Here is a 21,521-nt window from a genome sequence, read left to right on the forward strand (position 1 = left end):
AAGCCCTGTCATAAAACTGTTCCGTCACTTTGATTGCTTGATTTTTTTAGGAACTTTTCCATTTCATCCAAATATTCTGGCACCGTAATTTGCCGGGGCGCAAATATGCTTATCATCAAAGCTCGAAACTCTGAATCCGCCGTTTTCGTGCTCATCATCCTATGTTCCGTGTCAGTGAAGACGGTTACCGTCAATAATTCGGGCGGTACGATGCGGCGATATACTTGCTCCGTCTCTTTCGAATCCACATTGATATCTTTGTCACCTAAAAGCAGCAACACAGGGGAACGGAAAAGGCGAAGATCATCGGTTGCATCTGACAAAAAGTTTTTGCTGACAAAAGCCCACCGCTCTTTAGACATCGCGTCTTTTTCACCAACCAGCTTCAAATATTCGTCATAAGACGCATTATTCCTTAAAAGGTTCCTTACTTCCCTGCCCTTAGCCACTGTTTTTTCAATGTCTGCTTCTCTGTAACCATCATGTTGCATTTGCATACGCGTGTTGTACTCTCCTTGACTTAACCAGTTAATGGCAGGTCCTACGAGTATACTAAACGCAAGCGGTTCTTTACCGGCCAGTTTTGGAATAACCCATCCTGCTTGACTTGCTCCCCACGTTCCTATTTTTGAGGCCTCAATCATCGGCTGTGCTTTTGCCCACGCAATAGCCTGACGCGCTTCTTCCACGCGATCATCGATACTTTGATCCAGCCAATTTCCTTCCGAGCCGTTAATGCCCCGCTTGTTCAGCGACAAGGAAGCGTAGCCAGCGGAAGCTAACCGTTCCCAGATGTGTCTGTAACCCCCATCGAGAGTCGAATCAGCCGGGCCGTCGCCATGGATGAATAACACTAACCCCACTTTTCCGGTGTAACTTTTAGGAAGTACAAACGTGCCGGTCAATTTGCCTTGAGGCGTCTGGATTTCAACAGCTTGCTCAACCATGTCAAAGCTGTGTTGCTTCAAAATATAAAGTCCTGCACCGCCAAATAGCAGGACGATGATCATCATGGAAATCGTTATTTTCTTTTTCATCCTCATTCTCCTTGTGAAAAATTCGTAGTTATTTCAATCTCAGGACCATATAGTCCCATTTCGATTCATTGAACAAAGAATGGCGCATTAAGCTATTCTTTTGCAAATGAGTCTGGAATGACAGGAGCTCGTATAGATGCTTGGCACGCGGGTTATTGCCTACGACGTGCAAGCTCAGCACATCTAGGTGTGGCTCGGTTTGCGCAAAATGCTGCGCCCACTGCAATAATAGCTTTCCAACCCCCTTGCTTCGGTGGTTCGGGTGCACAACAATGTCAGCAATATAACATTCTCCAGCCTGTGGTTTATGATTTAATAAAGATAACCCGATCAGCATTTTTAACAGGCGCCATGTTCCGAACCTATTGAAGCTCTTCCACGAAGGAAGTTTTTGCTTTTGTTTCCTGTCAGATTCGGGCTTCCATTTGATAGATATCGTTCCGATAACTTCTTCATCTAGCAGGGCGACCATTCTTCGACTTGCCGGTTCGGTGGGATAATGTTCAAACAGCTTTTCGAAAAAAAGAGCGAGATCGTCATCATTCATGTTCGTCAAGGTTTGGAATTTCCCGCGAAACCCGTGAACAAGCAAGCGGCCGACCTGTGGATTATGCTTGGCCTCCATAGGTTCAATTGTTATCGGTGCTGTAGCCATGAGGGTTCCTCCTTTTTGGATTTTGTAGCCGCGATAATCTTGGAATATCTCAAAGATACACATTAGGTCAGACCTAAGGTCAAGTGTTTGAATTCGGCCATCCCTAAAAATCATTTTGTTTAAAAGCAGAAAACTTATTGAGAAGGATAGGGGGTTATAGGAGTTAAAGTTTAATCAACATGGAAGGGGCGGATCAAAATGACATTTGATGAACTCTATAGAGAGGCAAAAGCTGTGATATATTCACGAAAGCTTTCGGAATATGCGAGTGCAGGAGGAGTTGGAGCAGCAATTATTTCTAAAAGTGGAAAGATCTATACAGGGGTAAGTATCGATACGGCTTACTCTATGGGGTTTTGTGCAGAGCATGCCGCGGCTGCAACCATGATAACGCAAGGTGAATTTATGAAAAGGGAAAAGAGGTGAACCTATGAATATCACTGTTGTAGAACACAATCCTTATTGGAAAGAAGAGTATCTAAAGGAAGAACGCGAAATTAAAGAAATTCTCCATGGTGAATTAGTGAATAGCTTTCACATTGGTAGTACTTCCGTTCCAGGTCTGAAAGCGAAACCCATTATTGATATCCTGCTTGTAGTTAATGATATCAACGCATTGGATAATTACTCCGTACAATTTGAAAAGCTTGGCTACGAAGTAATGGGCGAGTTCGGTATTTGTGGCAGAAGATACTTCCGCAAAGGGGGAGACAACCGAACGCACCAAATTCACGCTTTCCAGTATGATAATGTCCAAGAAATCGAGCGCCATCTAACCTTTAGAGACTATCTTTGCCATCATCCTGAAGTTTCAAAAGACTATGGTGAATTAAAAAGTGAACTGGCCAAAAAATATCCAAATGACATAGAAGGGTATGGCGACGGAAAAGACGATTTTGTGAAAAAAATAGAAAAGCAAGCATTGATTTGGCATTGGACTGTTCGCTAATTAAAAATAAGAAAATCTCTATTCATAAGAAGCGCACCCCTTAGGTAATCCGATGAATCCTAGGGGTGCAACTCTATTCTTAAAAGCAATGCAATCATGCATTTAAGTCTGTTATGGCAGGAATATTGATTTCCTTTACACATGAAACAGGAGATAAATTTATAACGCATTGGACAATGGCTACAATGTCTTGTACAGGAATGCGAGTACCTTCATACAATGTAATTGCTTTTTCTGCACCTTCTTCATAAGGTACTTCTGCAGCAAGCTCTCCTGGATTAATGCACGTTACAGAGATCTTATCTTTTCTCACATGCTCACGTAAAGCATTTGTAATACCACGTAAGCCAAATTTCGATGTAACAAACGAAACTTGTGCATTATTCGTATGATCTAAGCCGGCTGTTGAACCGATTAAAATAATTTTTCCGTTCTTTGCCTGTCTTAGATTAGGTAAAAGCGCCTGAATATATGTAATAGTGGAAGTCAAATTAATATTGATTATGTTCGAAATATCTTGAACTTCATCTTTATCAAATGTATAGTCATCTTCAAAGCCACGCTTTTCCCATACTCCGACATTATAAATTAATACATCAATAGCTATGTCTTTTAAGGTTTCTTTTAAAGAAGGAATTTGTTGTTGACTAGATAAATCAATTGCGAGCCATTGACGATTTACGCCATCATTCAGATCTAAGCTGCTTGGACGTGTGCGTGACACCACCCATACTGTATCTCCCTTAGTGGGTAAGCCTTTTACAAAGGCATCGCCTAGCCCTTGGCTTGCTCCAAATATAATAAAGTTCTTACTCATTCGATCACTCCTTCTAATAACTATACTTTTTAATTTTATTTATTATAAAAATACGCGTAACAACTAAAGTGATTAAATGAAATGGTTCCCATCCATAATCTATGCATGAGAAGTAAACGGAAATTTAAAATGCTTCACTCCATCGATTAATAATGGTCGAACAAACAACGTATCGTCCGTCTCCGTGATCAAGGCAGACTGGATGTTCTGATTGACGCTGTCAGGCACAAAGTAAAAATGAACCAACTCCGTCTCATCGGAAATCATATGATTGACAACGGCCTCTAAATTGATTTTCCGTTTGCTTATGATATCAAAGACATGCAAATGATTCTCTTCTTGTTTAAATAGAAGAATTGCATCCTCGTCCTGGTCATAATATATGGAATCACGAGTAACCAGAATAAAGTAAAACATCAACAGATGTTCGCTATCCTTTACGCCAAATGTTGAGGATACAGGTATTCTTTCAGCTGCAAACTTTTTCATAAGCTCGAAGTCAGCCTGATTGTCGACATCCAGCTTGCGTAGAGCGTTTTTTGGTGGAGCTTGTTTTTTAAATCTGACACCGTCAGAGTGGATAAATCATTTTTTGATAAGCTTTGAATCATATTATCGACTCCGCGACGTGCTTTTTCAACCAAGCCTTTATAAATGTTCTCGCCATCTTGGGTTAAGAAAAGGGAATATTGACGTTTATCCTCTTTTGACTGTTTTTTGAAGATTATATTTTCATCCTCAAATCGTTGGATAATTCGGCTCATATAGCCTCGGTCAATTCCAAGTTTTTCTCTAACTTCAGTTGCCGTGCAGCCACTTCTATGATGGATTTCTGTTATTACCCGTGCTTCTGTTAATGGAAAAGATTTATTATACATTTCTTGATCGATTTTACCTAGCACATTTGCATAATACCTATTGAATTTACGAATTTTTTCTTGAAGGACCTGTTCATGAAATAATGAAACTCCCTTGCCAAGCTATAAACAAGTTATTCAATGAATCGCATTAATAATCGCATTTATAAGATAGTGGAAATGGACGCAAAAAAGAAACGCGGCGATCCTCGCCGCGTATAGGCTGCTTTATTACGGACGAACAGTTCTGGTAGTTAAAACGTTCAATGCATCGCGAACCTCTCTGGCGAATACCAACGGCTGCTCTTTTTTCTCAAAGTGGATGTACCACAGATTCGGCTTGTCGAAGAGCCAGTGGTTATGCAACGCCGTGACCTTGATATTGTGCTTTCTGAGCCGAGAAATAAACGGGTTGATTTCGGCGGTTAGAATCACGGTTTCACCGAGACAAAGTGCCCGTCCCCCTCTTCCGATGCTTTCAAATGAAAATGCTTGCGGAATCGCCAAAAATGATTTGCTGCGTTTACCCAGGATCACGGGCTTGATATTGTTTCGCACTCTCGAAGCTGTGCAAACTCCGTTAATGATTTGAGGATTCGCACCAAGGATAGCTGCAAATCGACGACACAGAGGACTGATTGCCATTCGTACCATCTCCTTATCATTATAGTATGTTATATAAATAAGATATGAATCTGGCGAATCGATCTCTTGGACGAATGAAGTGAGAGAAACGTACAAACTTTTAGAAATAAGTAGCCATCGAGTATATAGAAGTACATCCTGAAGAAATAACAAGTATTCTATTTAAAATAAAATGTATTAATAGCACTGTTATAAGGACAGAAGAGTAGTAAGTAGTAAAATGTTGACAACATGAAAGTAGATGGTATTATATACCAGCGGATGTTGACAAATGAATCTGGGAGGTATGATTTTTTGCAAAAAGAAATGGCAAATGCGAATAAGCTTGCGTGGGAAACGAAAGCGTATCAGGCTTGGGTTCGAAAGTATGGCACACCGGAAGAACTTGCGGCAGAACTGAAGTTGAATCACAAGCATCACTTGCGTTACTGGCTGAAGTACATTGGTGATCCGGCAGGCAAGCGAGTTATTAACCTCCTTGGCTCACACGGTCGAAAGGCAATTTCTTTAGCATTGCTAGGTGCTGATGTAACCGTGGTGGACATTTCTGAAGAAAATCAGTTGTATGCGATGGAGGCGGCGGCTGCCGCAGGTGTGGAAATCGACTATGTCTGTTCCGACGTCTTGAGTATCCCAAACGAAGAGACACTAGGCGTATTTGATCTCGTGTTGATGGAGTTTGGGGTTTTGCATTATTTCACAGACCTCAACTCTATTTTCTCAGTGGTTCGTCGCAGACTGGGGGAAAATGGTCGGTTTATTTTGACTGACTTCCATCCATTCGCACGTGCATGGATGAACACATACAATCTGAAGCAGCCAACCGGTAATTACTTTGACGAAAGCATCAAGGAAGGACAAGTGGCTTTTGCTAAGCTGCTGCCCGAGGAAGAACGCTCTGATTTGGGTAAAGTTTTAGTGCGAAGTTGGACAGTCGGTGAGATTATAGCTGCCATTGGGACGGCAGGGTTATTTATACGAACATTCGAAGAAATACCAAGTCATACAGATCCAAGGTTTCCGGAGTTTTCCACTCTTATTGCTGATAAAATTAATATTGAATTATCACCACTCCATCCCTGATTCTGGATGTCACCTTGCTAAATTGACGGGAAACAGTTGAATAACATATATTTTTGTGCAGGATCCAACATCATCCTGCTCATGAATCGAAGGTGGGTGGCGGTCCTCCTAGAAAAGAGCAAAGCGATAGCGCCAGCGCAAGGGCCTGAACATCTTGAAAAAGCCTTCAAGCCCGAATAAGGGGAGGGAGCGCAGCTGACACCACCCGTATAACCCAAAAAGCACTGCCCGAAGGCAGTGCTTTTGTCGCAACATCATATAATTACACCCTCCCCTTTCCCAATATTTAGTGTATATTTTTCTAATTAGTATGTTATTCTGCAATATATATTTTTCGCCGGTAGGAGGTGTTAATTTGAATAAAAAAAATCTCTTTTTTGGGTTAGTAGTTCTAGTTATTACTATTATGGGTTTTATTATTTCTCGGACACAAGTTGAAACATTCCAAGTGATCTTTAATATTTTTGCAATTCTAGTAATTATCCTGATTTCTCTTCTGTTTTTTAGAAAAAAATCTTAAAGCTGACGCTTATATGTAAGAAGGAGGGCTATCGTATAGATAGCTCTTTTTTGATACACTCAGTTAAAAGGTGGTGATTTTGTCATGTGACGCAAAAGGCTCCCTGACTCGGAACGTCGTGAAAAAATTACTTTAAGACTTCCGGTACCAAGTGCTCATACCCTACAAGAGCATATAGGCCCCTTAACCCTTTTTCGGTTACGAATTTTTGTTCATCAGGCGTAAGGGTACTGTATTTCAAAAATCGTACGCCCTCATATATTATAGAATAGGTTTGATTAGTATCCGTATTCACCTTGGGTGTTAGCTTAGCTGCCCAGGTGGCTGTCGATGTACCGATTGCTCCAACAGCAACGACTGCCGCTGCGGTCATCATTATCGCATGGCCATTTTTCCAATTGCATATCGCCATTTCGGAGGGAAGACGCCTGGTGAAATGAGCCGCAACAGGAGAATGCAGATCACAACGGTACTTCCTGCAACGGAAAGGGAAACGAGCAGTTCCAGAAGTTTACTCATAGACTGTACCTACTTTCCCGAAAACCATTGCTTCAGCTCTGCTATGTCTTCATCCGAAAGCTTGTCGCCGTCATACAAGGCAGCGATTAAGTTTTTGACCGATCCTTGGTATAACCCGTCCAGTACATATTGCGCTTCCGCCAGTTTGTAATCTTTCGGAGATATGAGGGGAACATACTTGTTCGTTCGGCCATCCCTTGTGGCTTCTAGAGCCCCTTTGTCCACCAATCTTGATAGGAAGGTGGAAATTGTTTGCGCCTTCCAATCTTTTCCCCGTTGGGCAAAAATACGCAGTAATTCGGCGATGTGACAGGCGGGTCACATTCCCAAATCACCTCCATGAGTTCCGTTTCAGTGTCAGACAACTTTTGGACATTTTTCACCGGTGCACACCTCGACTTATCATTATGCGTCCATAATGACATGATTACTATTACTACATTACGTACTAATCAAATTCACTACATTGTGTAGTAGGTTGTCAATTAGCCAATCCATATGTTTTAGCCTGATAGTAAGCCTATTTTGTTGCTTGTTACAACGGAAACAGACGGTTTTGTCTTATTGATTTTTATCATTCCTCTTACATCATGAAGCGTGAAGTAAAGTAATTAAAAAGGAGATATAAGATGGAAACAAATCAAACCATTCGTTTGGCCATCGAAGAATCTATACAGTTTCTTGAATCTACTCCGCAGTTGGAAATGGCTCACTGCGAGTACAGCCGTCGAAAATGGGATGGGGCTTGGTGGCATATGGCTGCTCTTTATGAAATGGGAGAGGCGAAGCTAATTCCCGAGTCTGCCATTGTCAGAGCTAAATGTTTACTCGAAACTCAGGTCTGGCAGACCTTCGTCATATCCGCGGAAGACCAGCCAACAACTGAAAGTGACAAGATGAAGATGGATTGCTGCCATTGCGAACTTGCCGTATACTATATGATCCTAATGGCGTATGGCTGTGATTTGGACAAGGAACTGCCTTGGATTCGCAAATGGCTCTTAAAGCATCAGCTGCCTGATGGCGGACTGAACTGCGAGCCTGAAGCTTATATTCATTCTAAAAAAAGCTCTATTGTTTCTACACTTCCTCCGCTTGAAGCTATCTTATGGCATACAGACCGCGAATTTACTGAACAAGAAGCCGTTTTCTTGGATGAAGGCGCACGCTATTTAATAGAGCATCGTCTTGTATGTTCTAAACAAAATGGGAGAGTCCTGGATATGGAATGGCTGAAGCCTTGCTTTCCGAGGTTTTTTGAATATGATCTATTGCGCGGCATGTCCTTCTTGGCAGAATGGTCTCGGCGCAGGAATAAAGCGCTGCCGGTCGGCCTGCTAATTGAAGGATTGGAACGATTGAACATCTACATAGAAGCAGGAGGCTTGCGAATCGGCAGACAAGTCTTTGATCCGCAAGGTCCGTGGGGCGGACAAACCTTTCCTTTGTTAGAAGCGGTGGCCGGCATTGGTAACGTTTCGCCTTATTTAACCAGGCAATTGGATCGAGTCATCGAACGATTGGGACCGGAGTATACTACGAAAGACGTGCTTTAGAAAAGAGCTCATGGTCGAAGAGAAGTGACCAGGATGAGGAAGGCTTGGTGGGAACATTGCTAGGTCGTCTTTTTTTGTCGGAAGACAAGAACATACACGCATAAGAAGTCGCCAAATTGGCGGCTTTTTTGATTAAACGATAAAAGTTCTGTCCCAACTTAAGACAAGAATATCGTTAGCCGGAAAAGAGCAAGAACTTGCAAACTAGCCGATTAGATTATTATCGAATGTAAATCTGATTTTTGGACCAGATAGGTATACGGGCCTTCCGGAGAAGCGTAATCTTAAAAAGAATCAGTTACTCGAACGTTACCCTCAGCAGCCTCCTAGGGGATTAGTAACTTCCCTGTAACTTGGTTGAGGAATTTTTTTTGTACAAAATGAACTTTTATAACCTCTGCTAGCTCTTATCTATGAAAAGGGGAGAGAACATGAAAATAAGCCATCTTGTCAGACAAGCCCAAAAAGGCAGCAAGGAAGCTTTATTGCAACTAATCATGGCCGATCAGGACGCTTATTATCGTCTTGCTTATTCATACATGGGAAACGAGCATGATGCGATGGATGCGATGGAAGACATGATTGTTAAAATTTATGAAAATATTGATCAATTGCATAAGGGCGAAGCATTTTACAGCTGGAGCAAAACCATTCTCGTCAATCGGTGCAAAACTTTACTCCGCAAAAAGGAGCGATTTCTTCCACTGGAAGACGAGCGAGAAGCATCACTTGCTGCATTAACTGACGATAATCCATATCGCTATAAAGAGTCTGAGATGGACATGCAGGTGCTGCTATCTCATCTGAATGCACTGCAGCGGGAAGCGATCGAACTTCGTTATGTTCATGATCTTCCGTATCAGACGATTGCGAACATGACCGGCGTACCGCTTGGAACAATCAAATCAAGAATCTCACAAGGAATACAAAAACTGAAAGTCATGATTGGAGGGGATCGTTATGAAAACGATCGAGGAGAAATTACAAGAGCATAAACAGACCTTGAATAGGGTACAGGCTCCGTCAGAACTTGAGGGCAGACTTCGAAATGCACTTCAGAATGTCCCCACTAAAAAAAGAAACACGAATAAAGCTTTCGCATGGGTAGCATCAGCTGCTGCAGCGCTCATTCTGATTGTTGGAATATATGAATATCCTGCCTTCGCTTATTACTTTAATAAAGTCAGTTTAAGTTCTCTCAGTTTTTCAGAAGTGGCGGAGCAAGGATACGGGCAACGGGTGGACAAAAGCATAACGCTTCATGACGGCACTGTCATTACCATTGATGGCGTTATTGCGGACGATAATGGATTTCTCATGTATTACACCATTGATCGGCCAGCAGGCACCGAATTTACCGACGATGATTTTGTTCGTTACCAATTTGGTAACTTGCGCGGATTCCTGACTAATTCTGATTCACGAGGGGGAGGCGGCAATGATGGCAAAGACAAGTCCCAGTTCATTGGAGTACACAAATTCGAGCCTGTGAGTCCATTCTCCAGAACTTTAACCGTTACATTCAATGAGTGGCTGGATGGGGAGCGGGTATCCTATCCCATCTCCTTCGAGTTTGAAGCTAATAAAGCGATGAAAAGCATGATTAAAGCGGATATTTCAAAATCCATCGCTGTCGATCAGGGGACTGTCCACTATGACTCCATTACGCTTCGCCATCTTCAACCATCGTGAAGGGGCATTATGAATTAGAGGAATACCCGAGATTTTCTGGCAAAACAAAGCTTTATGTTAATGGAACACAAGTGAAATCATGGGGAATGAGGGGGAGCAATCCAGAATTTGAACTTGAATTTGATGTGCTTCCAACAGACAAGATTGAGAGCCTTGAACTTGTACTCGAAAATTTCGAAGGATTTCAGAAAATAGAAGAACCCATCTCCCTTGCCTCACCATCTGATCGATCCATCAAAATAGGTGATGAAAAGTTATGGGTTCGAAGCGTAACAAAAACCGATAAAGGCTATGATATCGTAATTGCAAGAAAGCAATTTGTAGTCTTGGAGATGGACAATATATCCATACAAGCTGGCGGCAACGTAGTTCCCGTATCAGAGATTTCCTCATCACGCCCTTGGGATCTGAAGAACGGTAACATCATGTGGGAGCAGACATATTCGTTTAACACCACAGACAAACCAGAATTCCTGCTGATCGACGGATTCCATTACATCAAAACCTACAATAAGAAAATATCGGTTCCTGTAGATATCAAAAAATAAAATCATGCGCTTGTTATAACAGCACAATACATTCAAACAAGCATTTTGTGTATATCGAGCAAGCGACAAAGGTATGGTTATTCATCCATCGAATAAATTGTGCCTAATGGCAGTTTTTGTTATACTTTTCTTATAAAATCTGATTGGGGGTTTTACTGATGGCAATACTGAATTGCTCATTAGCTAGGAAGTCCTCATGCAAAGCCTGATTTAGGGCGATACTTTGCGTGGGGTGCGATAGGATGGTTGATAGATTTTATCGCCCAAACTTAATTTCATCGTTTCTTATAGCGGGCTTTGCACCTTATGATCTTTAAGAAAAATAAGGGGCTGAAGAGCTATGAGTACACCATTTATTAGAAACCATCAATATAACGTAATTAAGAAACAAGCGGATTTCCTTCTGAACACATTGCGAAACGTAGCGGATCGGAATGTCTTGGAAGCCGTAAGATATCAATCCGTAATGAAGATTATTGAAGCATTTCCTTACCTGACAGAAGATCAGCAGCAAATGCTGGAACAAATATCAACTTACGAGACGGCATACGATTTCCAAAGATATCTCAGAGAATTAGAACCATACCTAGAGTCATATCCACCGATTACGCCAAAACAGATTGAGAAGCTTTTTCCTAAAACCAAGAAACTGAAAGTACCTGATCTACGATCCATGGACTTACGATTTTTGACGTACCTCAGCTGGGTGGATATTGCCGCGAACAAATTATTCATTGTATATCCGTTTGAAGGAAAGTTTATCGGTATCGAGGGAAGAATTACGCCTACTAACAAGAAAGGGTATTGCTTGTTCTGCAATCGGCACCAAGAGCTTGCATTCTTCTTCGTGAAGACCAAGCCATCGATCCCTTCAGCGGATAATTATGCCGCCATTGGTCAATACGTATGTATGGATAATCAAGTATGCAATCAGAGTATTACTGATACAGGTTCACTGGAGAAGTTCATTCTCTCCGTTCGCAAATAATGCTTTAACTACAAATCGGTTGCCCTATAAGGCAGCCGATTTTATATTAAGGCTGGAACAGAATGTGAGGTGTTTGCATGGAAAACAAATTAATCGACCGCATCAAGGGTGGGCTGTACGGAGTGGCTGTAGGCGACGCTCTTGGCGGAACGACGGAGTTTATGAGCACGCGGGAAATTGAGGCGAAGTACGGCTATTTGACGGAGATCATCGGCGGCGGGATATGGGACCTGGAACCGGGGGAAGTGACCGACGATACGATGATGACCCTTTGCGTGGCGGAAGGGATACTCGATAATCCTGGGGAGCCGATGGAGGCGATCGGGCGTTTTTTTATGGAATGGTACCAATCACGGCCCAAAGACATAGGGAATATCATCCGTCATGTTTTTCAAAAATACGAGGGAGACTGGTTCGAAGCGGCTTTTATTGCGCACATGGATATGGGGCAAAGCGGCGGGAATGGATCCCTCATGCGATGCCTGCCGGCGGCACTGGCCTACAAGGACCCGGCGGACATGGACCGAGTGACGGTCATGCAGTCACGGATGACGCATTATGATCCAAGGTGCACCGAAGTCTGCGTCATGTACAACCGAATGGCTCACCGCCTTCTGCAGGGCGAAAACTTAAGGGCAGCCATCATGGCCGAGGTGGTGGGAAGCGAATACGAAGGCATGATTGAAGCGCAGCCGGATTGCCCGCCGAGCGGTTTTGTGGTGCATACCTTCCGGTGGGTACTACATATTTTGCTCTATACGACAGATTTTGCAGGAGTCGTGCAGCAGGCGGCAAACCTAGGAGGAGATTCCGATACGATCGGCGCCATCGCCGGCGGGTTGGCAGGCATTTACTACGGCTATGAGGGCATTCCTGCCCGATATGCGGAGGCAATCCTAATCAAAGAGAGACTCGACCGGACGATTTCGAAGCTGTATGCCTTTAAAACTTCATGATGTTTAGATGTGAGTATTTTGAAAACATTGTACCAAGTAGCGATTGTAACGGGTGGCGCTTCGGGTATTGGTAAAGCAATTGCTAGCCAGTTGGCGAGCAAACATGTATTCGTCGTGATTGTGGATATCGATGAGTCGGGTGGTAAACTGGCGGTAAGTGATATCGAAAAAAAAAGGCGGCAGAGCGCAATTCGTCAAACTGGATGTCGCGGATGCCGCTCAGGTAGAAACCATGGTCAATAATGTACATATGGAACACGGGAGATTGGATTATATGTTTAATAATGCGGGGATCGCGATGTATGGCGAACTGTACAATATGTCGCGAGAGCATTGGGGGAGAATCGTCAGCGTAAATCTTTGGGGTGTTATCCATGGCACTCAGGCGGCCTATCCATTAATGAAAAAACAAGGTTTCGGCCATATTGCCAATACAGCTTCTGTAGCAGGACTTGGCCCGTCGCCAACTGCAGCTGCTTACGCGACAACCAAACACGCCATTGTAGGGTTGACTACATCTCTCCATTATGAGGCGGAAACGTTCGGAGTAAAGGTAAGCGCGCTATGCCCAACGTTCGTGAATACGCCGATATTCTTAAAAGGCGAAGGAATCAGCATGGACCAAACGAAAATATACGAACAAGTGCAAAAGAAGAAAATGATGAGTCCCGAACAATTTGCACGAATCGCGTTAAAGGGTCTTGAGCGAAATGAAGCGATTGTTTGCCCGATGCCTCTTCGACGGACGATGGATATTTTCTTTACCCTTTTTCCAGGCGTTCATCGGAAGTTGATACGGTACTTCTGTAATATCGCCCGCAAAGCAAACATAAACAACTTCAATTAAACCTTGTTAAGTCTTATGGTATAATTTGGGTTATTGAAGAGACCTTGTCAATTATGAACCCGTGACGTATAGCAGGCAATTTGTTAAATGGGGGTGGTCAATTGAGGTTAAAAGCGTGCATATTGATCGTTTTATTCATTCTAACCGGATGTTTTTCAGAAAGAAAGGAGATGATCTCGCCTGGGAACAATCCGAAATCTGCTAAGATAAAGCTGACGCCGGTTGATTTATTCCAAGGGGAAGCAGCTAAGTTTAAGCTATTCCTCGGCGCGATGTCAGGTGCTTTTAAATTAGAATATGAGGGAAGTAAACCCAACGCTAGCTTGGATATAGACATCTGGAAAAACGGGCAGAAGGTTGACTCAGCAGGGTCGATAGGGGATTTGTTTTACAGTTCGGACGAGCAAAAGAGTAGCAACGAAGTAGAAGTAGTAATATCCGTTGAAACGGTATCCATTGAGGGTCAAAACGAGTTCAGCATGATTAAAGTCAGTACCGTTGATCACTCGGGATCAAGCCTATCTACCTTTACCATTCCTTGGGATAAAAAGTTGACCGCACGAGGTTTGATTCAGGATACGGGTCCACATTCGTTTACGACCGATCAGCCTGTGCATGTGTTTGGCATGCAAGCTACAAGTTCAAATGAAATCTATACAGCGGATCTTTCGCCGGAATCGTTAAGCAGAACGGAGTGGGCACTCGTGTTCACCTTGCGTTTTGATGATTAGACCACAGGGAATGGACTATCTGATTTAGAGGGGTTAAAGCAAACTTCTAGACGAATTACTGTTGTGCTAACGGAAAGAAAAGATAGCTCAATAAATACAAGGAGGCAGCCGACTTTTTTTGATCGGCTGCCTTTTCTCAACTAACGGGCATTAATGGTGACATTGTTGGTGACTTATTTTTACTGAATCAAGAAATGCTAATCGAGTTGGAATCGTTTGGTGCCCAGGCTTACCAAACACCCCTATGGCAGAAGGTATGGCGGTAGATCTTTAAGTGAGACATAATCGCAGTTATGGAATGCGTGTTAGAGCTCTGCTGCATCCAAGATAAGTTTGGAATGCTCCAAGACCTGCAATCGGTAATGACTTCCTGCCTTCAGCTTGATCTCTGAATCCACGATCTCGTATTGCTTCCCATCCCACGTTCTGACCTTGTCGCCGCCCCGAGACGGATTCCACTGCTCCATGATTTTGTTCTCCAAGATGATGGGGCCTTGAACGATATCTGCCGCAAGATTGCCCAGTTGAAATACCGGATAAAGACTCATAACGAACAGGATCAGCAGAAAGAAGTATTCCATTTTATGGATTCTACCTTTGGATCGGAGCATTCTCTGCAGGATATAGGCAAGGATGAGCGTAAATAAGAGCAGAACGCCGCAATAACCGCTTATACCGATCCAAAAAATGTCGCGAACGTCGGCGGAATATTTCGCCATAACGATAATAACACCCGTTAACCATGCAAGTACAATGCCGAAGCGAATGAAATTTCTTTTTTTCTTATACCAAGGCCGGTTCTTCGGTGAAAGAAGCTTTTCAATTATAGGGTTAGAAATTGCTGTCGTCGTTTCGCCCATTGTCCACGTCCTTTCAGGAGAATTTGTTTTCATTATAACAGCCAAGCGCTCAAATTTTAAAATAAATCCATCTAGAGCGATTATATACATCATTTTTATAATTTTATATTCTGGCTGATTCCATAAATATTTGTATATTATTTCATATAATATAATTACAGGGATTTCATCAAAATTTAAGGGGGAATACGAATGGACGATACCCAAATAAAACGAACGGCACTGATGAGCGCCTACCTTCGAGCCCACCATGCTGTTCACGCAACGCCTAAGATCTTTGATGATTTTATGGCGCTACGTCTGCTGACCAAGGAAGATCTCGCTGCATTCGATGACGGAATGGCGAACGCACTTCCATTAATCGATCCACAGCGTGCGTCTCTGAATCCCGATCGGGCAGATGCAGTCTCAGCCATGGTTCAATCCTACTTTCCTACTTCATTGTTCCTGAGTCGTTCAAGATATACAGAGGATCACCTTCATGCCGCTATTCAGCAAGGGATGAGCCAATACGTTATTCTCGGTGCTGGAATGGATACGTTTGCGTTTCGGAACACTGAGTTGCATCTGCCATTTCAAATCTTCGAGATTGATCACCCTGCGACGCAAGCCTTCAAGCGAAAGCGCCTTGCCGAGCTAGGCTGGGACATTCCATCACATCTGCATTTTATTCCGTTCGACTTTACGATACATAAACTGGATACGGAATTGGCACGCACTCCATACAATCATAACGCTCCTACTTTATTCAGTTGGCTTGGTGTCGTTCATTACTTACCTCGCGAAGCGGTATTTCATACACTCCGAATGATTGCAGAGAATACAGCCCCGAATAGCATAGTCATTTTTGATTATTGGGATAACGATGCTTTTATTCCTGAAAAAGCTGCGGCACGCGTGAACATAATGCATGCGATGTTGCGCCAAGCGGGCGAACCTATGGTAACAGGCTTTGATCCGAATACACTCGGCTCCGAACTTCAAGCGATAGGGTTACGCCTTGTGGAGCATTTTAGTCCGAGGGATATCCAGAACATATACTTTCAGAATCGTTCAGATGATTACTATGCCTATGAGCATGCCTATTTCGTAAAAGCAGTGGTAGAATAATTGCATCTTAGCAGCTCATAACTGTCATTGTTCAGTCATTAGGCTGTTACTAATTCTCCTATGTTTTTTACAGTCAAATTCCTGGAGAGTTTTTAGAATCATGACGAGGGAGGAGATGGCAGGTGAGCAAGCGCTCATGGTATGTCTTTTTGGCGATTTGCGTCCTGATTCTACTTAGCGCGACGGTATACTCGTCGATTCAATTCAGAACATCGTTCAAAGAGCTGGTGCTCGATCAGTTGAAGGAGTCTGAGACCATCAGTGAGATGAGCATCGGAAAAAATCGGTTCCGTCCGAACGAGCAAGTGTTGAAAATTACGGATCCAGCGGTGATCGATCGCATCATGAACAGCTTTTCCGAAGTCAAGCTGCGAAAGAACAGCGTAAAGGATTACGGTGGCGACGAATATGAAATTTGGTTCGAATCGCAAAACGGCCTTACCTTCGCCGTCCTCTTGTATAGTCCGGACCACGTGCGAATTTATAACAGTTCGAGCAATCATAAAAGGTATGGCTGGGAGTATAAAATCGTGAACGATTTCGATCGAAGCATCATCGAAGATCTGTTCAGATGACATTCCCGAAATCTTGACACATATGTCGGACGACTAGAACATCATATATGCATAAGAAGTCGCTAATTAGGCGGCTTCTTTGTTTTACGATGGCGGGTCATAGTGCGAATGGAAGGATATTCTTCTAAAAGGAGTTGCGTGGCTGCATCCAGAACGGCGATAGCCACGAGTATATGTACTTTACTCCCGAAAAAGGGTTTGGCACCTTTATTTACAATAAGGATAATTGGGATGAGTTTGAAGAGGATGTGCTCAGACCATTGCTAACGCAAGAGATCCCCGTTGAGACGTTTGACCAGGTGTTTTCCCGAAAGGTGACCGATCAGATTAGGCGTATGAGAGAGGTAGCGGAAACCCCAGTGCAATAATCCGATAGTAACCCGTCTAAGTAGACAGTAAAGGATACGCTTGACGACATACAGAGGCGAACGGGCAGGAATGGTCGACACTTCAAACAAGAACATGTATCCATAGCCGATTTGATGAATTGTCTAATGATGATCGGCATCGGCAGCAAGCCTATTATTCAATGACTTATAAGTTGCAAATTTTAATTTGACGGGCTCGGTACCGGTAAATTTTTAGGCTTATAAGAGTAAAAATGGTAACTTTAGTGGTCATTCCAAGCTACCATTTTTACTTTTTGGTCTATGCTTGCTTACTTTAATAGATTATGGGCAAGGGAAAAGCCGCCTGACCTTCTGGCTTACTTTTGCTAAACTACGAGGCAGGAAGCGCTGAAATTCCTGAATCTTTATCCAATGAAATTCTGGGGATTTTTTATATGTGCATTAATGATTCTTAAAAAACTGGATTGCTTTTTCGAGGTATATTTTTTCGTCTTCCCTCAATTCATCTTCCCAGACAATCGCGGCTACGGGGCATGCCACCTCGGACGCGCCGCAATCGATGCAAATACGGGGATTGATGTAATATTGATCATGGCCTTTTTCAATGCAATCTACCGGACATACCTCCATGCATTCAGCAGCTTTTTCATCGATACAGTCAGCGGTAATTACGAATGACATAGGATCCCAACCTCCTTGCGTTATGAATAGAATATGTGTGGCTTCAAGCCGCCTAATTGTTGATAAGATCGCTTCGACCAGCGCACCGTATTCAAGTTTGTTATGTAGGGGTGTGGTGGCGGCCATGATGAATGAGCACCGTTTGCTCATCAATGTACGGCTCCAGCACATTTGCAGGGTAAGACAATGCCGGTCATTGGTGTGCCATATTCAAAATTCCTCCTTCACGAAGTTGGATGCTGCAGATTTAAGTGTTGTCAATATTCGATATATTTTCAACATATAATTATATAAAGTATAAGATATATTCGACCCGTCCGATTTCGTATCGTCGGCCGATCTGGCTTGAACGGGACTCAAATCAAAAAAAAATAGACCTCCAATCTAGGATTGGAGGTCACGTCGCCGTATTCGATATACGCATTTTTTATCGCCTTTGCTTAGGCATTCCGGACGAGTAATGTCTGCATCCAGTAATGATTCGAACAACCGCAATTCACATTGGCAGGCATGTTTGTATTGATTGGCGATTTGGGAGATCGGACAGTTGTGCTCAATAAAAACATATTCGTCATCGCTTGTTTTCTTTAATTCAACCATGTAGCCATTTTCGTTCTGAATATTGGCAAGCTCGGATATTTTGTCTTGAAAATCTTTGTCTTCCATTAAACCGGTATACTTTTTGTATAACGTTTCTTTACGTCGTTCAAACAATCTCTCGACCATATTTTCGCCCGATTCCTTCACCAACTCGTCGAGCAAATCGAGGGCAACGGCGTGATATTTATTCGGAAACAGCACATTGGCGCGTTCTGTTAAATGGTATGCGGCAGTTGGTCTCCCCATCGGCTGCCGAATAATTCTCGATTCAATGAATCCGTCGCGTTCCAGTGTGTCGATATGGCGGCGGACGGCCATGGACGTAATGTTCAGCCGATCCGTAAGTTCTTTGGCGCTGAGCTCGTCATTTGTTTTTAGCAGATGCAATATCGTTTCACGAGTCGATAAATCGGCTTTAGGTTGCAAAGGAATCACCACCTTGATTAGAACTTCATTTTGCGGACATAACATAGGATATTTATATCTATGAAAAGTATTGTAACACAATATAATGGGTTGACAAGTACAGCTACGTTCAGCATAATTTATATACATTATAGTATATAAAATATATAAATGAAATGAGGGAGTATTCCATGATTCATATTAGCGACGTAGCAACAGACAAGATCACTGATATGTTAAAGGACATCGGCGGGGATCAATATTTTTTGCGTCTTGGCGTAAACGAAGACGGTTGCAACGGCTTGTCGTACAATATCAGCTTTGACGATTCGCTGGAAGAGGGTGATCAGGTCATTGGATGGACGGGATTTCAAGTTGCTATCGATAATGCTAGCGTACAGTTCCTTGAAGGTGTACAAATCGATTACAAAGAAACGGGCATGACCGGAGGTTTTACGATCGATAACCCCAATGCCAAATTTACATGCGGCTGCGGAGCCAGCTTTCGGACTGCCACTTACCGCGGCAAAGCGAAAAAATGCGATTGATTGTCTGGAAAAAGATGGTTGGATATGACGCTTGACGATGTTCCGTAAGAAGAAGCCTATTCAAAAAGCAGTCGACTTTTTCAAAAACGGATAGAGGGATCGAGGAGGAATACATATTGAAGATTGTCGTTACGGATGCCGCAGTGGATTGCTTTCAAAAGGACTGGGATTATCACGAGGGGGACTATATACGTATATATGTCCGGTATAGCGGCGGCGGGGAAGATGCATTCGCATTTGGCATTACGAGAGACGATCCGCGTTATCCCGCAATATCGAATGTTCATGGCGGCATTGCATTTTTTATAGAAGAAAATGATTTATGGTATTTGAATGGCCGCGATCTGATAATCGATTGCTTCCATGAGGATATTGTATTTGCCCGTGGGTGATCTACCTGAGCTTATTCAAGAAGCAGCCGCAAAGGATTATGATTATGCCGGAACGGCAGGCATATGAAGGGTCATCATTTTGATAATCATAATTATCTATAAAGTTTAAAAATGTGATTAATGGTGAGATAATGACAGAGAACCTGGAGTTATATGATGTCACTATGCAGTTGATCCAGCAGGTGAATACATTTGAACCAACCATTGTTTTGGGGCAAGAAATCGAAGATTTGGAGCGAAGGGATGACGGTACTTTTGTACTTACCTCGACAGCCGGAGATCGGCATTGGACGCGAACCATCATTATGGCTATTGGCTTTGGCGGATTGCGCAAGCCGGTTAAGATCGAGATCGATGGGGCGGAGCGCTACGAAAATACGAATTTATCTTATTCGGTACATAATCTGGAAGACTTCCGAGGTAAGAGGGTATTGATCTCTGGAGGCGGCGATTCGGCTGTTGATTGGGCGAATGAGTTGGAACCGATTGCGGCGAGCGTGACGTTGGTTCATCGGCGTGACCAATTCAAGGGACTTGAGCGAAGCGTATCAAACATGAAAGCTTCTTCCGTCTCGATTCGGACGCCTTATCGGTTGGAGGGGTTTCATAGTGAAGACGGAGTGTCGATTAGCAGGTAAATATATGCCATGCTGAATCGGGGGAGAGCGAGCAGCTGCATGTGGATGCGGTGATCGTATGCCATGGTGTGACATATGAGTATGGACGGATTCGAGAATGGGGACTCGGCATTGGCAAATGGAATCTTGACGTAACCGATAAAATGGAAACGGCGATTCCCGGCATTTTCGCTGTGGGGGATTTCGTTAATTATGGGAGCAAGGTCATGCTTATTGCCGGGGCGTTCAATGATGCAGTGCTGGCCCTAAACAGTGCGAAAACTGTATATCGAGCCAAATGCAGAGAAGATGGCCAGAATATCGTCCGAAAACACCCGATTCAGTGAATTAAACCGGCAGTTAGGCGTAGTTGACGATGACGAATAAAAAGGGAAGTAGCCTTCCCTTTAATAGCATTGGCGCCTGCGCGCATTGACACGTTGCAAGGGCTGGAATTATAATGATCATAGCAACTATCATCATGTCAATTATCATGGAGGCCTCCCTTGGAATTAGAAAAATATATAGGCGTTATTGTTCACCGGGCTGATCTGAAGCTGAACAACTATTATCAAAAAGTAGTTAACCCCTTTGACATTACTGTCGACCAATGGGAAATACTGGTCATCCTTTGGGAAAGGGAGGGAATTACTCAAAAAGAGCTTGCCGAAAGATTGTACAAGGATCAGACGAACATTGCCCGCATGCTGTTCAAGCTGGAGAAGAAAGGTTTTATTTATCGTGTGACGCATGAGACGGATCGGAGATCTCTACGCGTATATTTAACCGATAAAGGACACGAGATTAAAAACGAAATTCTTGCACCTTCGATTGAAGCGTACAAAAAAACGATTGAAGGATTAACGGAAGAAGAAGTTGAGACTTTCCGCAGGATACTTTCTGTCATGTACAACAATGTTAAAGATCTCTAGATGAGGTCAGGGAATATAGTTGTCATGACCATTATGATCAAAGCTAGTATA

At 43.1% G+C, this 21,521-nt stretch carries 25 protein-coding genes and 3 pseudogenes; 17 read left to right on the forward strand and 11 right to left on the reverse strand.

The window, feature by feature from the left end; all coding sequences use genetic code 11:
• Positions 1-8: 8 nt before the first annotated feature.
• Together XI25_RS01320 and XI25_RS01325 are read right to left on the reverse strand one after the other, a co-directional pair.
• Entirely contained in the window at positions 9-1,037 is a 1,029-nt protein-coding gene (locus XI25_RS01320) for an alpha/beta hydrolase family protein (RefSeq protein WP_046677002.1), read from the reverse strand.
• A gap of 28 nt (positions 1,038-1,065) precedes the next feature.
• On the reverse strand, positions 1,066-1,692 hold the full coding sequence (locus tag XI25_RS01325; RefSeq protein WP_046677003.1) for a GNAT family N-acetyltransferase: 627 nt from the start codon (positions 1,690-1,692) through the stop codon (positions 1,066-1,068).
• A gap of 198 nt (positions 1,693-1,890) precedes the next feature.
• Between XI25_RS01325 and XI25_RS01330 the strand changes: the two genes are divergently transcribed.
• Together XI25_RS01330 and XI25_RS01335 are read left to right on the forward strand one after the other, a co-directional pair.
• On the forward strand, positions 1,891-2,118 hold the full coding sequence (locus XI25_RS01330) for a cytidine deaminase (RefSeq protein WP_046677004.1): 228 nt from the start codon (positions 1,891-1,893) through the stop codon (positions 2,116-2,118).
• A gap of 4 nt (positions 2,119-2,122) precedes the next feature.
• On the forward strand, positions 2,123-2,641 hold the full coding sequence (locus XI25_RS01335; RefSeq protein WP_046677005.1) for a GrpB family protein: 519 nt from the start codon (positions 2,123-2,125) through the stop codon (positions 2,639-2,641).
• A 94-nt stretch (positions 2,642-2,735) separates the two neighbouring features.
• Here XI25_RS01335 and XI25_RS01340 read toward each other — a convergent pair whose 3' ends face one another.
• From XI25_RS01340 to XI25_RS01355, 4 genes are all read right to left on the reverse strand, one after another.
• Entirely contained in the window at positions 2,736-3,458 is a 723-nt protein-coding gene (locus tag XI25_RS01340) for an SDR family NAD(P)-dependent oxidoreductase (RefSeq protein ID WP_046677006.1), read from the reverse strand.
• A gap of 99 nt (positions 3,459-3,557) precedes the next feature.
• Positions 3,558-3,947, reverse strand: coding sequence for a hypothetical protein (locus tag XI25_RS01345; protein WP_052759403.1), 390 nt, complete (start codon positions 3,945-3,947; stop codon positions 3,558-3,560).
• Positions 3,944-4,360, reverse strand: a complete 417-nt coding sequence (locus XI25_RS01350) for a MarR family winged helix-turn-helix transcriptional regulator (RefSeq protein ID WP_235439610.1) — start codon at positions 4,358-4,360, stop codon at positions 3,944-3,946. Before XI25_RS01350 ends, XI25_RS01345 begins: the two co-directional genes overlap by 4 nt.
• A 186-nt stretch (positions 4,361-4,546) precedes the next feature.
• The gene (locus XI25_RS01355) at positions 4,547-4,960 is read right to left on the reverse strand and encodes a DUF1259 domain-containing protein (protein ID WP_046677007.1); all 414 of its coding nucleotides are present in this window, start codon (positions 4,958-4,960) and stop codon (positions 4,547-4,549) included.
• 294 nt (positions 4,961-5,254) lie between these two features.
• On the opposite strand from XI25_RS01355, the gene XI25_RS01360 reads away from it, so the two are divergent.
• Positions 5,255-6,043, forward strand: coding sequence for a class I SAM-dependent methyltransferase (locus XI25_RS01360; RefSeq protein WP_052759404.1), 789 nt, complete (start codon positions 5,255-5,257; stop codon positions 6,041-6,043).
• Between the two features lie 1,048 nt (positions 6,044-7,091).
• Here XI25_RS01360 and XI25_RS01370 read toward each other — a convergent pair.
• Positions 7,092-7,465, reverse strand: a pseudogene (locus XI25_RS01370) (BlaI/MecI/CopY family transcriptional regulator).
• A 246-nt stretch (positions 7,466-7,711) separates the two neighbouring features.
• Here XI25_RS01370 and XI25_RS01375 point away from each other — a divergent pair.
• The 8 genes and pseudogenes from XI25_RS01375 to XI25_RS01405 all read left to right on the forward strand — a co-directional run bounded on the left by XI25_RS01375 (position 7,712) and on the right by XI25_RS01405 (position 14,400).
• Positions 7,712-8,638, forward strand: a complete 927-nt coding sequence (locus tag XI25_RS01375) for a hypothetical protein (protein WP_046677009.1) — start codon at positions 7,712-7,714, stop codon at positions 8,636-8,638.
• Between the two features lie 431 nt (positions 8,639-9,069).
• Positions 9,070-9,633 (forward strand): RNA polymerase sigma factor, encoded by a 564-nt coding sequence (locus tag XI25_RS01380; RefSeq protein ID WP_046677010.1) that lies wholly within the window; start codon positions 9,070-9,072, stop codon positions 9,631-9,633.
• Positions 9,599-10,330: a DUF4179 domain-containing protein gene (locus XI25_RS36015; RefSeq protein ID WP_327204704.1), complete on the forward strand. Its 732-nt coding sequence runs from the start codon at positions 9,599-9,601 to the stop codon at positions 10,328-10,330. Before XI25_RS01380 ends, XI25_RS36015 begins: the two co-directional genes overlap by 35 nt.
• Positions 10,327-10,878 carry a hypothetical protein gene (locus XI25_RS36020; protein ID WP_327204705.1) on the forward strand — a complete coding sequence of 184 codons (552 nt, stop codon included), beginning with the start codon at positions 10,327-10,329 and terminating at the stop codon, positions 10,876-10,878. The genes XI25_RS36015 and XI25_RS36020 overlap by 4 nt, the downstream gene beginning before the upstream one ends.
• A gap of 340 nt (positions 10,879-11,218) precedes the next feature.
• Positions 11,219-11,866 (forward strand): FusB/FusC family EF-G-binding protein, encoded by a 648-nt coding sequence (locus XI25_RS01390; RefSeq protein WP_046677011.1) that lies wholly within the window; start codon positions 11,219-11,221, stop codon positions 11,864-11,866.
• Between the two features lie 77 nt (positions 11,867-11,943).
• Complete coding sequence (locus tag XI25_RS01395) at positions 11,944-12,822, forward strand: ADP-ribosylglycohydrolase family protein (protein WP_046677012.1); 879 nt, start codon at positions 11,944-11,946, stop codon at positions 12,820-12,822.
• A gap of 27 nt (positions 12,823-12,849) precedes the next feature.
• A pseudogene (locus tag XI25_RS01400) lies at positions 12,850-13,669 on the forward strand (SDR family NAD(P)-dependent oxidoreductase).
• Positions 13,670-13,770: 101 nt separating this feature from the next.
• On the forward strand, positions 13,771-14,400 hold the full coding sequence (locus XI25_RS01405; protein ID WP_046677013.1) for a hypothetical protein: 630 nt from the start codon (positions 13,771-13,773) through the stop codon (positions 14,398-14,400).
• A 305-nt stretch (positions 14,401-14,705) separates the two neighbouring features.
• On the opposite strand, the gene XI25_RS01410 is transcribed toward XI25_RS01405, so the two are convergent.
• Complete coding sequence (locus tag XI25_RS01410; protein ID WP_152669044.1) at positions 14,706-15,119, reverse strand: hypothetical protein; 414 nt, start codon at positions 15,117-15,119, stop codon at positions 14,706-14,708.
• Between the two features lie 333 nt (positions 15,120-15,452).
• On the opposite strand from XI25_RS01410, the gene XI25_RS01415 reads away from it, so the two are divergent.
• A complete protein-coding gene (locus XI25_RS01415; RefSeq protein ID WP_046677015.1) occupies positions 15,453-16,370 on the forward strand; it encodes a class I SAM-dependent methyltransferase in 918 nt (305 codons plus the stop codon).
• Between the two features lie 122 nt (positions 16,371-16,492).
• Positions 16,493-16,945 carry a hypothetical protein gene (locus XI25_RS01420; protein WP_046677016.1) on the forward strand — a complete coding sequence of 151 codons (453 nt, stop codon included), beginning with the start codon at positions 16,493-16,495 and terminating at the stop codon, positions 16,943-16,945.
• 791 nt (positions 16,946-17,736) lie between these two features.
• Here XI25_RS01420 and XI25_RS01430 read toward each other — a convergent pair.
• The 3 genes from XI25_RS01430 to XI25_RS01435 form a co-directional block, all read right to left on the reverse strand.
• Complete coding sequence (locus XI25_RS01430) at positions 17,737-17,976, reverse strand: indolepyruvate ferredoxin oxidoreductase subunit alpha (RefSeq protein WP_046677018.1); 240 nt, start codon at positions 17,974-17,976, stop codon at positions 17,737-17,739.
• A 100-nt stretch (positions 17,977-18,076) separates the two neighbouring features.
• Positions 18,077-18,145 (reverse strand): hypothetical protein, encoded by a 69-nt coding sequence (locus XI25_RS32725; RefSeq protein ID WP_442950348.1) that lies wholly within the window; start codon positions 18,143-18,145, stop codon positions 18,077-18,079.
• Positions 18,146-18,360: 215 nt separating this feature from the next.
• The gene (locus XI25_RS01435) at positions 18,361-19,002 is read right to left on the reverse strand and encodes a helix-turn-helix transcriptional regulator (protein WP_152669045.1); all 642 of its coding nucleotides are present in this window, start codon (positions 19,000-19,002) and stop codon (positions 18,361-18,363) included.
• Between the two features lie 170 nt (positions 19,003-19,172).
• Between XI25_RS01435 and XI25_RS01440 the strand changes: the two genes are divergently transcribed.
• The 4 genes and pseudogenes from XI25_RS01440 (at position 19,173) to XI25_RS01455 (ending at position 21,470) form a co-directional block, all read left to right on the forward strand.
• On the forward strand, positions 19,173-19,529 hold the full coding sequence (locus XI25_RS01440; RefSeq protein WP_046677020.1) for a HesB/IscA family protein: 357 nt from the start codon (positions 19,173-19,175) through the stop codon (positions 19,527-19,529).
• 116 nt (positions 19,530-19,645) lie between these two features.
• The gene (locus XI25_RS01445; RefSeq protein WP_046677021.1) at positions 19,646-19,921 is read left to right on the forward strand and encodes a HesB/YadR/YfhF family protein; all 276 of its coding nucleotides are present in this window, start codon (positions 19,646-19,648) and stop codon (positions 19,919-19,921) included.
• Positions 19,922-20,088: 167 nt separating this feature from the next.
• A pseudogene (locus XI25_RS31785) lies at positions 20,089-20,925 on the forward strand (NAD(P)/FAD-dependent oxidoreductase); the annotation flags it as partial.
• A 119-nt stretch (positions 20,926-21,044) separates the two neighbouring features.
• On the forward strand, positions 21,045-21,470 hold the full coding sequence (locus tag XI25_RS01455) for a MarR family winged helix-turn-helix transcriptional regulator (protein ID WP_046677022.1): 426 nt from the start codon (positions 21,045-21,047) through the stop codon (positions 21,468-21,470).
• Positions 21,471-21,521: the final 51 nt, after the last annotated feature.

The sequence above is a fragment of the Paenibacillus sp. DMB20 genome (assembly GCF_000987955.1).
Taxonomy (GTDB): domain Bacteria; phylum Bacillota; class Bacilli; order Paenibacillales; family Paenibacillaceae; genus Paenibacillus_AQ.